Source organism: Flavobacterium chungbukense (genome assembly GCF_020805785.1).
GTDB lineage: Bacteria > Bacteroidota > Bacteroidia > Flavobacteriales > Flavobacteriaceae > Flavobacterium > Flavobacterium chungbukense.
This window is the reverse complement of sequence record NZ_JAJGZV010000006.1, coordinates 68,844-83,416: the sequence shown is the minus strand read 5'-3', so window position 1 is coordinate 83,416 and position 14,573 is coordinate 68,844. Positions and strand designations below refer to the sequence as shown.

Annotated in this window: 13 protein-coding genes; 10 read left to right on the top strand and 3 right to left on the bottom strand. The window is 30.7% G+C overall.

Features of this window, described 5'->3' with window-relative positions:
* Positions 1-13 precede the first annotated feature (13 nt).
* Genes LL966_RS16920 through LL966_RS16885 form a run of 8 tightly spaced genes read left to right on the top strand, consistent with a single transcriptional unit; the run spans position 14 to position 9,515 of the window.
* Entirely contained in the window at positions 14-1,633 is a 1,620-nt protein-coding gene (locus tag LL966_RS16920) for a hypothetical protein (protein WP_229354892.1), read from the top strand.
* Between the two features lie 6 nt (positions 1,634-1,639).
* Positions 1,640-2,509 carry a hypothetical protein gene (locus LL966_RS16915; RefSeq protein ID WP_229354890.1) on the top strand — a complete coding sequence of 290 codons (870 nt, stop codon included), beginning with the start codon at positions 1,640-1,642 and terminating at the stop codon, positions 2,507-2,509.
* A gap of 7 nt (positions 2,510-2,516) precedes the next feature.
* Positions 2,517-3,515, top strand: a complete 999-nt coding sequence (locus LL966_RS16910; RefSeq protein ID WP_229354888.1) for a glycosyltransferase family 2 protein — start codon at positions 2,517-2,519, stop codon at positions 3,513-3,515.
* Complete coding sequence (locus LL966_RS16905; RefSeq protein WP_229354886.1) at positions 3,512-4,495, top strand: glycosyltransferase; 984 nt, start codon at positions 3,512-3,514, stop codon at positions 4,493-4,495. The genes LL966_RS16910 and LL966_RS16905 overlap by 4 nt, the downstream gene beginning before the upstream one ends.
* Positions 4,495-5,613 carry a glycosyltransferase family 4 protein gene (locus tag LL966_RS16900; protein WP_229354884.1) on the top strand — a complete coding sequence of 373 codons (1,119 nt, stop codon included), beginning with the start codon at positions 4,495-4,497 and terminating at the stop codon, positions 5,611-5,613. Before LL966_RS16905 ends, LL966_RS16900 begins: the two co-directional genes overlap by 1 nt.
* Complete coding sequence (locus LL966_RS16895) at positions 5,610-6,698, top strand: glycosyltransferase (RefSeq protein WP_229354882.1); 1,089 nt, start codon at positions 5,610-5,612, stop codon at positions 6,696-6,698. Before LL966_RS16900 ends, LL966_RS16895 begins: the two co-directional genes overlap by 4 nt.
* A 13-nt stretch (positions 6,699-6,711) precedes the next feature.
* On the top strand, positions 6,712-8,061 hold the full coding sequence (locus LL966_RS16890; RefSeq protein WP_229354880.1) for an O-antigen ligase family protein: 1,350 nt from the start codon (positions 6,712-6,714) through the stop codon (positions 8,059-8,061).
* A 59-nt stretch (positions 8,062-8,120) separates the two neighbouring features.
* Entirely contained in the window at positions 8,121-9,515 is a 1,395-nt protein-coding gene (locus LL966_RS16885; RefSeq protein ID WP_229354878.1) for a sugar transferase, read from the top strand.
* Here LL966_RS16885 and LL966_RS16880 read toward each other — a convergent pair whose 3' ends face one another.
* Both LL966_RS16880 and LL966_RS16875 read right to left on the bottom strand, forming a co-directional pair.
* Positions 9,516-10,652: a lipoprotein N-acyltransferase Lnb domain-containing protein gene (locus tag LL966_RS16880; RefSeq protein WP_229354876.1), complete on the bottom strand. Its 1,137-nt coding sequence runs from the start codon at positions 10,650-10,652 to the stop codon at positions 9,516-9,518.
* A 38-nt stretch (positions 10,653-10,690) separates the two neighbouring features.
* On the bottom strand, positions 10,691-11,758 hold the full coding sequence (locus LL966_RS16875) for a putative type IX sorting system protein PorV2 (protein ID WP_229354874.1): 1,068 nt from the start codon (positions 11,756-11,758) through the stop codon (positions 10,691-10,693).
* 190 nt (positions 11,759-11,948) lie between these two features.
* On the opposite strand from LL966_RS16875, the gene LL966_RS16870 reads away from it, so the two are divergent.
* Positions 11,949-12,659, top strand: a complete 711-nt coding sequence (locus LL966_RS16870) for a CDP-alcohol phosphatidyltransferase family protein (protein ID WP_229354872.1) — start codon at positions 11,949-11,951, stop codon at positions 12,657-12,659.
* Between the two features lie 9 nt (positions 12,660-12,668).
* Complete coding sequence (locus LL966_RS16865) at positions 12,669-13,523, top strand: glycoside hydrolase family 25 protein (RefSeq protein WP_229354870.1); 855 nt, start codon at positions 12,669-12,671, stop codon at positions 13,521-13,523.
* Positions 13,524-13,624: 101 nt separating this feature from the next.
* On the opposite strand, the gene lptB is transcribed toward LL966_RS16865, so the two are convergent.
* Positions 13,625-14,365 carry an LPS export ABC transporter ATP-binding protein gene (lptB, locus tag LL966_RS16860; RefSeq protein ID WP_012022391.1) on the bottom strand — a complete coding sequence of 247 codons (741 nt, stop codon included), beginning with the start codon at positions 14,363-14,365 and terminating at the stop codon, positions 13,625-13,627.
* Between the last annotated feature and the right edge of the window lie 208 nt (positions 14,366-14,573).

The window sequence follows — 14,573 nt, the reverse complement described above, 5'->3', positions numbered from 1 at the left end:
TTACTTAAATAAATTGATAAAATCGATTTCAATAAATAGTAATTCAATAAAACAAAGTTATGTTTTTGACACAGATCAAAAGCATAAATGGAGTATTGACATTACTAAAATAAAACTTTCAGAACTTAATTCTTTTGATATTGAAATCGTATTTGAACAATCTATTTCAGAATTTCGAAATCATGATTATACGTGGGTAAAATGTAATGAAGATAGAATTTCAAATCAATTTTGTCCTAAAGTAATTAAACTTCAAAACGGACAGTTAGTGCAGGCTAATATTCATGCTGGAATTTGGGAAATAAATAAGAAGAACAAAAATGTTCTACTTTGGCGTTTCAATCCAGAGTTTGCAGAATCAATCACAACTTACTTAGGCAGTGATAATAGGAAAAAAGCTGAATCTTCTAAAAAGAGATTTCATTTTCCTGAAAATCCGACACTTTTATTTCCTGAAAATTATGCTTTAGAGTTTAGCAGATCTAAATATCCTTTTACAGCTGTAGCTTGTTTTACAGATCATTGTGATTTTGATACTGTCGAAAATTTATCCATCCAAAGAAAGTTTTTTAAGGAAACTCAAATAAAGATTACAAAAGGATTTTTTTTAAATCATTTCTCAAAACGTTCCGATAATGCATCGTTTGAAAATGATAAAGAAGAACTTCTAAAATGGAAAAATGACGGGCATGAACTCTGTTATCATTCTCTTTCACAATCTATTAAAAGTGAAATAGAAAGATTTAACGATTTTGAACAATTTGTTCCGCCTTTAACTGACCTTAAAGTTTGGATTGATCATGGATATCAGCCTTATAATTTTTCTCTTCTGAAGAAAAATAATTTGACAAATGAAAAGTTTGAAAAAATTTTAGAAGGTAAAAACATTAACATTCTTTGGAATTATATAGATTCTGGGACTTCTGCAGAAGGAGTTGTAAATCAATTAAATAATCAGCAGTTTACCTTGGCAGGTTTTAAAAAAGGAAATAAAGATTTAGGTCTTGTCAAGAAAACGCAGCTTATGATTAAGAATATTATTTTTCATTATTATAATGATGAAAATATGATTCTGAAATATCAGAGTACAGCAGGGAATTTTAAGAAGATTGTTTTTCAGAAGAAAATAAAGTTTTTTTTACCTCTTCTAAAAAATGCTTTCGACCTTGGAATAGCTATTTTTTCAATAGTTTTATCTTGGAATAGAGTTAAAAATAAACCTTATAAATTAGCCAAATATTCGCCACTTGTTTTTAAACATATCATTCACGAAAAAGAGTTTTATGTGTTTCAAACTTTAGAAATGCTTGATTTTCAAGAGTCATTATCTCGTTTTAATCTTGATAGTTTGGTAAACGAAAAAGGAGTTTTTATCGCGCATACTTACTTTTCGGTTCCAATGCATTATCATAAAGGCAAATTGTTTTCAACTTCTGATAAAATTGATGAAAATGTTTTTGAAAATTTCAAGTTATTAGGAGCAAAAGTCCAAAATAAAGAAATCTGGAATCCGACTTTAAGTGAATTAGTTGAATATTGGAAAGGCTTTGAAACGATGGTTTTAAATATCGACAAGAATGGCAATTTATTTACAGAAATAAATTCAGATTTACACAGTAAAAAAATAAACTAAGAATAGATGAATCATAAAGTAAAAACACTTTTATTTAAGACAATTGCACTATTGCCTAATAAAATAGATGATTATTGCTATCATAAGATTCAAAGTTTTTTTGATAAATCAACTTTAGAGAATCGTGTCAAAAGTGTCGAGTCGACTTATTTAAGGCTTTCGAAAGTTTTAAAAAAATTAGACATTGATTTGAAGAATAAAATAGTATTTGAAATAGGTTCTGGATGGTTTCCAACAATGCCTTATTTCTTTAAATATAAATTTGAAGCCGAAAAAGTAATAACGATTGACATTAATAAACATTTTAAAAAGGAAATTGTATTAGAATTAAATGGTATTTTTTCAAAGAATTATGATGTTGCAGTAATTCCGGAATTACACAATAAATATGCACTTCCCGTTGATATAGACTATTTTCCAAATTATAATATCATAAATCAAGATTTTCCAGAAGTAGATTTTGTTTTTTCAAGATATGTATTGTCACATATGAACGAGGATGATGTTGATGTTTTACATAAAAAAATGAAAACTCAACTAAAAAAAGATTCGTTAATCATTCATTTTATTTCTCCAAGTGATTTAAGGCAGCATGGCGATAATTCTTTGGCACAGCATGATTTTTTGCAATATAGTAAACAAGAATGGGCCAAAATTCGAACTAAATTTGATTATCATAACAGATTACGATTGCCTCAGTTTATAGACATTTTTAAAAAATATGATTATGAAATTCTACATCTTGACTACGAAAGTCTTCAAGACGGAACTGAAAAATATCATTTGTTTAAAAAGGTAAAACTTCATGAAGATTTTTTGAAATATTCAGATGAAGAACTGACAGCAGGAAATATTTTAGTTGTCTTAAAAGTATAATTGAGATATGTATTTTTCATTAATAATTTGTACGTACTTGCGACCAGAACCACTGTTTAAGTTGCTTGAGTCTCTTGAAAAACAGATTTTATATCCAAATCAGGTCTTAATCATTGATGGCTCAACAAATAGCGATACAGAAATTCTTTTACAGAAAAATAATTTTCTAAATCTTACCTATTTTAAAGTAAATGCTGAAGATCGAGGACTAACCAAGCAACGTAATTTTGGAATTTCAAAAGTAAATTCTGATTCCGAAATTATCTGTTTTCTTGATGATGATACTGTTTTAGAACCAGAGTATTTTTCAGAAATTATTAAAACCTTTCAAAATGACGAAGCTGTTGGCGGAGTTGGCGGAGTAGCCATAAATGAAAATAGATGGAAGATTCAGGAAGAAGGAGTTGATTACAACAAAAAAAAATATTATTTGTTCGAACAATATTTTTATCCTGAAGGTTTGCGAAATATAGCGAGAAATTATCTTTGCCTTGCTTCTAATTTAGGTCCAGGAAAAATGCCTTTGTATTCTCACGGACGAACTTGCGGTTTTCCTCTTACTGGCAAAACCTATGAAGTTGATTTGTTGATTGGAATGTCTATGTCTTTTAGGCGAAATGTATTTAATGAAATTAAATTTTCTAAATTTTTTGAAGGCTATGGTTTATATGAAGATGCAGACTATAGTTTAAGAGCATTAAAGTTTGGTAAAAATGTAGTGAATACAAATGCCAAATTAAACCATTTTCATGATCCATCAGGAAGACCAAATCAATTTAAATATGGTAAGATGGTTGTGCGTAATGGCTGGTATGTATGGAGAATTAAAAATTCAAATCCAGAATTTAAAGATTTTTTCAAGTGGCATGCTATTACCATTTTACTGACCATGATTCGTTTTAGCAATATATTGACAGAAAAGGAAAAAAAAGCAGCCATTACAGAAACATTTGGAAGAATTATAGGATGGTGGAGTTTACTTTTAAATAAGCCAAAAATGATATGATGAAAAATACGGTGTATATTTATGGCTTATGCGATGTGCATTACGATGGTTACTATATTCAAGGCATTAAAAAAGTTTACGGAAATTACAGATTTAATATATCTAGATTTCCAAAATTGAGACAGGGAAATTTTGCATTTATAATAGAAAATGAGTTTTATTCGAGAAGAATAGTTATTGATTCAACAGACAAAACAGATATTGACAAAGGTTTGTTGCAATGGTGTGATATCTATGGTAAAATAAATTATAACGAGAGTAATCTTCCTTCAACAGGAATTGAGAAGATCATAACAATTGGACCAAGTTTTGGAGTGAAAATTTGGAATCTCTGGCAGACATCCTTCCATATGATATTTAATTTTTTCCGATTTAGAAAAGCAATCATAAATAAAAGAGAGTTTTTTGCCAATTACTGGAGGCAGTACAAGAGATTTTCTTTGAAGGATTATAAGCCTTTGAAATCGTCAAATGATCAAGTCTTCCAAATGAATAGTATTTGGAAGGAAGAAAAAAAAACCAATAGTTACAGAGCGCTGTTTATAGAGATTTGTAGAGAATTTAAAGAAATAACTTTTGAAGGAGGCTTTGCTGCGAGAGCTAATGGAGATAATTTAGGGTATGATAGTTTTGTGTATTCTGAAAAAATTCCGCTAAAAACGTATTTGAAGAAAATTAAAAATTCTATGGTAGTATTCAATACTCCCGCAGTTTTGTCTTGTCACGGATGGAAGCTAGCGGAATTTTTAGCTTTAGGAAAGGCAATTATTTCAACCAATCATTTTAATGTTTTGCCAGCAGCATTAAAAGATAACGAGCATTTAATGTATGCAGAGGATAGTAAAAGTATAAAAGACGCAATACAAAAACTTATGACAGATCCTGAATTTAAAATTAAATTAGAACTGAAAGCGAGAGATTATTTTGATGAACATTTAGCACCTCAATCGGTAATCGAAAAACTAGGTAAAAAAATATAATGAAATTTGCAATAATTACACATGTCAATCATATTCAGCAAGCTAATAATTATTTTGGCTATGCGCCTTATGTTTACGAAATGAATATATGGTTTAAATATGTAAATGAAGTAATTATTGTTGCTCCAGTAAAAAAAGGCACGCCAACAGTTATAGACAGCCTTTATAATCATGAGAAAATAGATTTTAGAAAGGTACCTGATTTTAGTTTTACTAGTTTTAATAAAACATTTAGTTCACTCTTCAAGTTACCGATTATTTTTTGGGAAATATTTTGTGCAATGAAAAAAGCAGATCATATTCATTTGCGATGTCCTGGAAATGTGGGATTAATTGGCTGTTTTGTTCAGATTTTGTTTCCGAATAAAATCAAGACAGCAAAATATGCAGGTAATTGGGATTCGCAAAGTAAACAACCATTTACCTACAATATTCAAAAATGGATTTTAAAAAATACATTTTTAACTCGAAATATGCAAGTGCTGGTTTATGGCGATTGGAAAAATCAATCTAAGAATATAAAACCATTTTTTACAGCAACTTATTCAGATTCAGAAAAAGAAGCTGTTGCTAAAACAAGTTTAAATCCAGTAATTGATTTGGTTTTTGTAGGCAGTTTAGTACCAGGAAAGAATCCATTGTATGCAATAAAGTTAATTGAGAAACTGACAGAAAAAGGCAGATCAGTTATCTTAAATTTATACGGCGACGGCGCTGAAAAAGAAAGATTACAGAAGTATATTCAAAAAAATAAACTTCAGGATATTGTTATTTTTCATGGAAATAAAAACAAAGAAACTATTAAAATAGCCTATAAAAAAAGTCATTTTGTAATATTGCCGTCTAAAAGTGAGGGTTGGCCCAAAGCTATTGCCGAAGCAATGTTCTGGGGATGCGTTCCAATAGCAACAAAAGTTTCGTGTGTTCCTTTTATACTTGATTTTGGGAATAGAGGTGTTTTATTAGAAATGGATTTAAATCAAGATTTAGATCAAATGGAACATATTATTAAGGATGAAAGTAATTTTAGAAACAAAAGCAGATTGTCGCAAAACTGGTCGCAATATTATACTTTAGAACTTTTTGAAGCAGAAATAAAAAAACTTTTATTCAAATGAGAATTGTTCAAATTATTGATTCTTTAGAGGCTGGAGGCGCAGAGAGAATGGCGGTTAACTATGCTAATTCGCTTTCAGATAAGATAGAGTTTTCTGGTCTAATTGTTACCCGAAAAGAAGGTTTGTTATACAATTACGTTACTAAAAATGTATCTTATTTATTTCTAGAAAAAAAATCCAGTTTCGATTTAAAGGCCATTTTTAAATTACGAAACTATTTGAAAAGTAATAAAGTTAGTATCATTCATGCACATAGTTCTTCATTTTTTATTGCCGTATTAGTAAAGATTTTAATTCCTAAAATCAAAATTGTGTGGCATGATCATTATGGAATTTCGCAAAATTTAGAAATAAGGAAAAATGCAGTTCTCAAATGGAGTTCCTATTTCTTTTCAGGAATTATTTCTGTGAATTTGTCACTTCGGAAATGGGCACAAAATTATTTAAAATGCCCACAAGTAGTTTATCTTCCTAATTTTATACAGCAATCAGATGCATCCATAAAATCGTTAGAATTGAAAGGTGTTGATGGAAAAAGAATTATTTGTGTTGCCAATTTGCGTCCTCAAAAAAATCATGAATTATTAATTGATGGCGCTTTTCAAATTCATAAAAAATTTCCAGATTGGACTTTTCATCTAGTCGGTAAAGACTTTAATGACTCCTACAGCGAGAAACTAACTCGTAAAGTAGAAGATTTAAAACTTTCAAAAACCGTTTTTTTTTACGGAGCCTTAGGTAATACTCAAAATCTGCTTCAGTATTGTCAAATAGGAGTTTTGACATCGCTTTCAGAAGGGCTTCCATTAGCTCTTTTGGAATATGGTTTATCAGGGTTGCCAGTTGTTGCAACAAATGTAGGTGAAATTTCAAAAATCATTTATTCTGTAAATGAAGGTTTTTTAATTGAATCTAATAACGTAAATCAATTGGTAAGTTCGCTAAAAAAGTTAATTGAAGAAGAACATACTCGTAAAGAAATAGGAAGTTGCTTAAAATCTTTTGTGGAACGGCACTTTAGCGAAAAATCAATTTTACATGACTATCTGCTGTGGTTAAAATCTTTGACTACTTTTGCAAAGTAAATAAAACGTATTAATGAAAAGCACAAAATTCAGCTACTTAGCCATAATCATTATTCATGCTTTAATAGCATTGGCTGTTTTTATTGTTCCTTTTTTATCAAAAATATATAGCTTATTAATTCTTATTGTTGGTTTCAGTATTGTCTACCAAACGAAAAATAGAAATAACGAAGTTTTATTGGTGGCAGCTTATTTAGTTGGAGTCGAGGTTTTTTTGAGAATGACAGGTGGGAATTTTAATAATGAATATGTAAAATTCACTGTGGTTTTCTTTATGTTAGTGGGAATGTTTTATAGCAATTTTTCTGCAAATGCATTAATTTATTGTTTTTTTCTAATTCTATTAATTCCAGGAATTTTAATTACTAATGCAGTGGCAGATTCTTCCATAGATATTAAAAAAGCATTGTTTTTTAATTTGTCGGGACCCGTTTGTTTAGCAATAGCTTCAATATATACCTTTAAAAGGAAAATATTATTTTCTGATTTTCAGAATATTCTAATTGCAATGGGTATGCCAGTCATTACCACAACAGTATATTTGTTTTTATATAATCCGAGCGTGAAGGATGTGGTAACAGGAACGCAGTCAAATTTTGAAACTTCAGGAGGTTTTGGGCCAAACCAGGTTTCAACTATTTTGGGACTAGGAATGTTTGTCTTTTTTACTCAGATGATATTGTTTTCAAAATCAAAAAGAGATATACTTATCAACGCATTTTTGTTGATTTTTATCACCTACAGAGCAATAGTAACATTTTCAAGAGGAGGAGTTTTTACGGCCGTAGCCATGATAGTTTGTTTGTTATTTTTGTTATATGTAAGCTCAAATGCTAAAAGTAGAGGCAAATTTATTCTAGTTTTTGTGGTTACAGCTTTAATTGGGGCAGGTATCTGGACCTATTCGTCTTTACAGACTTCTGGACTTATTCAGAAGAGATACGCTAATAAGGATGCTGCAGGACGAGTAAAAAAGGATCGTTTAGGTGGAAGGGAAGAAATTATGGATGAAGAAATAAAGCTATTCCTTAATGATCCGGTGTTAGGTGTTGGTGTTGGATTAAGTAAATACAAGCGATTAGAATTAACAAAAGAAGAAGCTGCGTCGCATAATGAAATTACAAGAATGCTTTCTGAACACGGACTATTTGGAATTTTTTGTTTGTTAATATTATTTCTAACTCCTTTCATTCTTTATCTCAATAATCGCCAGCATTTATATTTTCTTTCGTGTTTTGTTTTTTGGTTATTAACCATAAATCATGCGGCAATGCGAACGGCGGCACCAGCTTTTTTATATGCGCTATGTTTGCTTTCTGTTAAGATTAAGATTCCTGAAAAAATAGAAAATGCTGATAGCTAAATTGTTTTTTTACAATACATTTGTCTCAACCAAATTGATTCTAAAAAATAATATTGTATATGCCTACACTAAGCAAAATGCATTTCGAAATTTCGGAAAGGAAAGTTCTTCTTTATCTTTTTGATGCGATATTTGTTTTTACTGCTCTGTATGCTCTTAGCCTTTTATTTGACTATCATTATTATGTTTTAGAAGACGGTAAATATTTAAAGTCTTTTTTACTGATTGCTTATCTTTATGTTTTCGGAAATATTTTTGAAATATACAATCTGCAGACTGCAAGTAATCAATTTCAGATTTTACGTAATGTTGTTTTAACTTCTGTCACTTCGATAACGGCATATTTACTGACTCCAATTTTATCGCCAGAACTTCCTAAACAGCGATTAATTATTATTATCTTCTATTTCGCCATTTTGAGTTCTTTGCTGTTGTGGCGATTTTTTTATGTTTATTTTCTTGCCTCTTATCGTTTTGTTCAAAATGTAGTTTTAATTTGTGATCAAAGAGAAGTTGAAGAATTAGTTTTGGGACTTGAAAATGTTGACCCACATTATAAAATTATTGGTTTTGTAAATTCCGATTCTTTGACAGATGAAAATGTAGATTTTCATTATGTAAAAGAAATTAAAAAAGAAGATTTAGAGCTTTTTGTAACTACACATAATGTCTCAGAAATTGTTATTGCATCACAAAAAACAGATGGAATTACAACCGACTTATATCAGCAATTGCTTCATTTGTTAGAAAACGGAAATATAATTCGTGAGTACACGCAAGTGTACGAGAGTAAAACACAGCGAATTCCGGTGCAATATATAGGAAGAGATTTTTATCGTTTTTTCCCATTCAGCAGAAGTAACAACAACAGATTGTATTTGTTATTGATTCGTGTAATGGAGCTTTTCTTTTCTCTGTTCGGATTGATGATTTGCCTGATTTTTATTCCAATAATTTTAATTGCTAATTATTTTGCAAATAAAGGTAGCCTCTTTTATACCCAAGAGCGAATAGGCAAAAATGGTGTTGTTTTCGAGATTTATAAATTTAGAACCATGACAGCCAATTCAGAATCTGATGGAGCTGTTTTTGCATTGCATAACGATAAAAGAGTTACTCCTTTTGGTAAATTTATGCGGAAGTCAAGAATTGATGAACTTCCTCAGTTTATCAATGTTTTAAAAGGAGACATGGCAGTAATCGGACCAAGACCCGAAAGACCATTTTTTGTTGAAGAAATAGCAAGTGTAATGCCTCTTTACGAAACACGCCATGTTATTAAACCGGGACTGACAGGTTGGGCTCAGGTAAATTATTCTTACGGAGAATCAATAGAAGAAAGCTTGATAAAACTTCAATACGATTTGTATTACATCAAACATAGAAGCGTATTTCTAGATTTGAGCATTACTCTAAAAACGATTACAACGGTTTTGTTTTATCGCGGCCAATAATTAAATTATAATAGGAATTGGCTTTTTATTTCTAATTGCTGTTCTAACTAAAGCTACACCGCTTGTAATAATTAAGGGCAACGTAATAAAGAAGTGCGCTTTGTTAATTAAAAACAAAAAGTAAATCACTAAAAGAACAAAATTGATTAATGAAAATCGATAAGTCCATAATTTGTTTTTGAGAACAGAAAACAGAATTAAAACCAATAAAAGTGGACTGAAAAGTAAAACATTATAATTCATTGCCAGTTCTTGGTGAAAAGAATAAAATCCCATAACGACGAAAAATATTCCAATTAAAGACAATATCAAGAAAAAGATTTTGTCGACTCCTTTGCTTTTTGCGAAAATAACAAATAGCAAGATGAACAAATAGGTGTAAATGTTATTCCACCAAGATGTTGGAGTTTCTTTGGTAAATTCTAGTAAGGTTTTGCTTTTGCCAGCTAATAGCTTATTTTGAAAAGTAGTTTTGTCTAAGCTGTTTTTCAATTCAAATGGAAGAAATATTCTCGTTCCCATTTGATCCACTTTTGTTCCGAAAATGATACTAGTTCCCAGTTGATCGTAAAAATGACCATCAAAATAAGGAAACAAAATAGAACGATATGTTTTATCGGTATCTTCTTTTTTAGTAATTACAGTCTGTCCTAAAGATTTATTGATAACATCAACAACCATTGAAGTACAATTTTTATCAATAAATTTATAAGTATAATAGCGTTCTTCAGAAGCTAAAACAGCATTTAATTCGTCAAAAAGTTTTTGTTTTAAATCTTGCGGAATCAATAAATCTTGTTCAAAAATGCTTCTTTTCTCATATGTGTATTCATTGTAAAAATCTGCGTAGGAGTGAACTGTAGCGAAATACTGTAAATCTCCTTTTGCAAATTTTAAAACGAAATTTGGTGTTCTGAAATCGAAAGTTCCGTAATTGTAGACAACATCAAAATTGTTGCCCGGATCAGAAACTCTAAGACCAGTATGTCCAAAGTAAGAATAAGTTTCGTTGCCAAGTCCACAAGTAAGAACACTTATTTTAGCATCTTTAGATAAAGGCAAGCTTTGGCTAAAACCAATGAAACTCAGCAAGAAGAATAAAATAAAAAGTGTTTTTTTGAAAATGACAGTTTTCATGATTTAATTTTTTTTTTTGAATTTTATGATTTAGAAAATTATCTAAAGATTCCTAAATCCACTTTTAATGAAAAAATATTAGAATACAAGGCTGTACTTTGGTTTCCTAAATCGGTCAAAGCATAATCAACTTGAATGCCTTTATATCTAAAACCTAATCCGATATTGGGTTGAAAATTTAATTTCTCAGTATTATCCAATTGCGTTACATTCTGAAAATTTCCTGCTCCGGCTCTCACAAATACTAAATCAGTATAACCAAACTCAAACCCTAGAGCTGGGTCTATACTTACTACTTTTGATGAGATAATATCATTAGTTTGTTCAAATCTCATATTTAAGTTTGCAGAAGTAACAAGGCTATAATCGTTATGAAAATCAAATCGCTTTGAAACTCCTAATTGTGCTTTTGGCAACGTAATTTCGGTACTTTCTGGTAATTCGTTATTTTCTCCAGGAATTGCATTGGCAATTTTAGCGTATTCTTCTTCATCAATATTCCAGACATTATAAGTAGTTGTAATGTCGCGAAGCATTAACCCAAATTTCCAGTTATTCCTTTCAAACTGAAGTCCGATGTCAAACCCAAAACCCCACGAATTCGCAAATTTTCCAATTACTCTTCGAATTACTTTTGCATTGACACCATATTGAAATCCATCAACGGGGAGTTTTCTGGCATACGAAAAAGTAAAACCATAATCGGCGGTTGAAAAGAGACGAATTCTATTGTAGTCTATATTTCCTTGACTATCGATCAATTGAGTAGTGTCCATAATGTCGTCTACTCCAAAACGAATCATCGAAATTCCCCATGCACTTCGATCATCAATCGGACTTGCGTAGCCGATATAATCGTATTGTGCAATATTGGCAAAATAACTAGCGTGCATTAAAGCAATTTGGTGATCTTCAAGATTGGTTAAACCTGCTGGATTCCAGTAAACTGCATTTACATCATTTGTAGAAGCCGTAACAGCGCTCGACATTCCAAGTGCCGCAGCATCAACTCCAATATTCATAAATTCATTCGAATATTTTCGAACGGTTTGTCCATACTGAAAAGTAAAACTCCAAAATAATATAAATACTAAAAATTTCTTCAACGGATATGTTTTTACAGATCTAGACCTGTTTTAATTTTTATCAAAAATATAATATTTTACTCATCTAATAAGTTCCTTAGGTTAAATATTCTAAAAGTAGAAGCCAGAATTAAAAAACTCTTGAAAAAACTCGTTTTGCATCCAGTTATTATGCTAAATTTGTTCTCTGCCATTATCAAAATTTCAAACTATGAATATTAAAAAGCACATTCCAAACCTAATCACATTAATTAATCTTTTCTGTGGTTGTGTCGCAATTGTTTATGTTTCTCAGAATAATTATTTAATGGCATTTTATATGGTTTGTTTAGGAATCTTTTTTGATTTTTTTGATGGCTTTTTTGCAAGATTATTCAAAGTTTCGAGTCCGTTAGGATTGCAATTAGATTCATTGGCAGATATGGTGACAAGCGGTGTAACTCCTGGATACGTCATGTACAGTATGTTTAATAACAGCGCACATGAATTGGGCACACATCCTGCAATTCCATTTTTAGGATTTATTATTACTTTGGGTTCTTGCTATCGTTTGGCAAATTTTAATATCGATACCCGCCAAACAGATTCTTTTATTGGCTTACCAACACCGGCAAACGCATTGTTTATTTTAAGTCTTCCTCTGGTTATTTCTTTTTCAGATTCTTTAATGATTCTAGAAATCTTAACTAACCAATGGGTTTTGTTAATCATAACATTGTGCAGTGCTTATATTTTGAATGCTGAAATTCCATTGTTTTCTTTAAAAATTAAGAAATTTAGTTTTAAAGAAAATGCACTTCAAATAGTGTTTTTAATCGTTTCGATTTTAATGGTTGTTTTTCTTCATTATATCGCAATTCCGCTTATTATCGTTTTTTACGTATTGCTTTCAATTATCAATAATCTCTCTTTGAAAAAGTAATTCTGTTTAATGGCAAGAAAAACAACTTACCGTAAAACATATTCTAGAAAACCAGCTGGAAGGTCTCTTTTAAGCAGGATTTTTAGAGGGGTTTTGCTACTATTCTTTTCACTTTTATTTATCGGGATCATTTACCATTATCGTAAAGGGCTTGCTTACTATTTAGGTTTTAAATCGGAAAAAGTTCTGGATGAAGATGAGGTAGATAAACATCTTGCGGATGTGCGTAATATTCGTGTTCTTGAAAATCATAAAGGAAAAGTGATTGGCATTGATGTATCCGAATTTCAAGGAAAAGTAGATTGGGAAGAAGTGGAAATTTTAGATGAAAAATATCCAGTACAATTTGTGTTTATACGTGCAACAGCAGGAAATGACCGAGTTGACAGGCAATTCAAAAGAAACTGGGAAGGAGCAAAGGAAAACAAAATTATGCGCGGTGCTTACCATTATTACCGTCCAAACGAAAATTCTATAGAGCAGGCCGATTTGTTTATTAAAACAGTAAAATTGCAAAAAGGAGATCTTCCGCCAGTTTTAGATATAGAAAAATTGCCCAAAAATCAGTCTTTAGATAGTTTAAAGAAAGGTTTAAAGCGTTGGCTAATTAAAGTGGAAAAACATTATCAGGTTCGCCCAATAATTTATTCTGGAGAAAGATATTATTCTGATTTCTTAAAAGAAGAATTTGGAGATTATTTATTTTGGATTGCGAACTACAATTTCTATAGAGAAAAAATCGAAGATGACTGGCTTTTCTGGCAGTTTACAGAAAAGGCTTCTTTGCCAGGAATCAAACATCGTGTTGATGTTAATATTTATAACGGAGATATTGAACAGTTGCAGTTTATTACGGTTGAGTAAATTTGCAGTCTCAGTCTCGGTTTTCAGTATTTTTTTGTAAAGAATTTCAGTTACAGTTTTCAGTGCTCACTGCGACTGAAAACTGCGACTGAATACTTTTTCTAGAATTCAAGTTTCTTTTTACGCAACTCGAAGTTTTGTCCAAGATAAACACGGCGAACCATTTCATCTTCAACTAATTCTTCTGGAACACCGGCTTTTAGAATTCCTCCTTCGAACATTAAGTATGTTTTATCGGTAATGGCTAAAGTTTCCTGAACGTTGTGATCGGTAATTAGAATTCCGATATTTTTATTTTTCAATTGCGCTACAATTCTCTGAATATCCTCAACCGCAACCGGGTCAACTCCAGCGAAAGGCTCATCCAATAAAATAAATTTTGGATCGGTTGCCAATGCGCGTGCAATTTCTGTACGACGACGCTCACCTCCAGAAAGTAAATCGCCTCGGTTGGTGCGAATATGTTCTAAACTGAATTCTTCTATTAAACTTTCCATTTTAGCAATTTGTGCCTCTTTTGAAAGTTTTGTCAATTGTAAAACGCTTAAAATGTTGTCTTCAATACTTAATTTTCTAAAGACCGAAGCCTCTTGCGCCAAATAGCCAATTCCTTGCTGTGCACGTTTGTACATCGGATAATCAGTAATGTTCAAATCATCCAAATAAATATTTCCTTGATTTGGTTTTACCAATCCAACAATCATATAAAAAGACGTTGTTTTTCCAGCTCCATTAGGTCCCAAAAGTCCCACAATTTCTCCTTGATTTACTTCAACAGAAATTCCTTTTACAACACTACGTCCTTTATAGGTTTTGATTAAATTATCGGCTCTTAGCTTCATTTTTTTTAATTAGATAATTAGATAATTTGAAAATGAGATAATTGACAAACTAGCTGAGATTTAATTTTAATTGATTTGAAAGGCAAAATAAATGTAAAATAATCAATCCGATAAATCAATTAACAAATTATTGCGTTTTCAAAATTTAGAATTTGTACTTCAAAAATTAAATAATTAGCGCGTTTCAAAAGAATTATCTAATTATCAA

Coding starts and splice junctions, on each gene's coding strand:
- LL966_RS16915 (WP_229354890.1), top strand. CDS start 1,640: ATGAATCATAAAGTAAAAACACTTTTATTTAAGACAATTGCACTATTG.
- LL966_RS16910 (WP_229354888.1), top strand. CDS start 2,517: ATGTATTTTTCATTAATAATTTGTACGTACTTGCGACCAGAACCACTG.
- LL966_RS16905 (WP_229354886.1), top strand. CDS start 3,512: ATGATGAAAAATACGGTGTATATTTATGGCTTATGCGATGTGCATTAC.
- LL966_RS16900 (WP_229354884.1), top strand. CDS start 4,495: ATGAAATTTGCAATAATTACACATGTCAATCATATTCAGCAAGCTAAT.
- LL966_RS16895 (WP_229354882.1), top strand. CDS start 5,610: ATGAGAATTGTTCAAATTATTGATTCTTTAGAGGCTGGAGGCGCAGAG.
- LL966_RS16890 (WP_229354880.1), top strand. CDS start 6,712: ATGAAAAGCACAAAATTCAGCTACTTAGCCATAATCATTATTCATGCT.
- LL966_RS16885 (WP_229354878.1), top strand. CDS start 8,121: ATGCCTACACTAAGCAAAATGCATTTCGAAATTTCGGAAAGGAAAGTT.
- LL966_RS16880 (WP_229354876.1), bottom strand. CDS start 10,652: ATGAAAACTGTCATTTTCAAAAAAACACTTTTTATTTTATTCTTCTTG.
- LL966_RS16870 (WP_229354872.1), top strand. CDS start 11,949: ATGAATATTAAAAAGCACATTCCAAACCTAATCACATTAATTAATCTT.
- LL966_RS16865 (WP_229354870.1), top strand. CDS start 12,669: ATGGCAAGAAAAACAACTTACCGTAAAACATATTCTAGAAAACCAGCT.
- lptB (WP_012022391.1), bottom strand. CDS start 14,365: ATGAAGCTAAGAGCCGATAATTTAATCAAAACCTATAAAGGACGTAGT.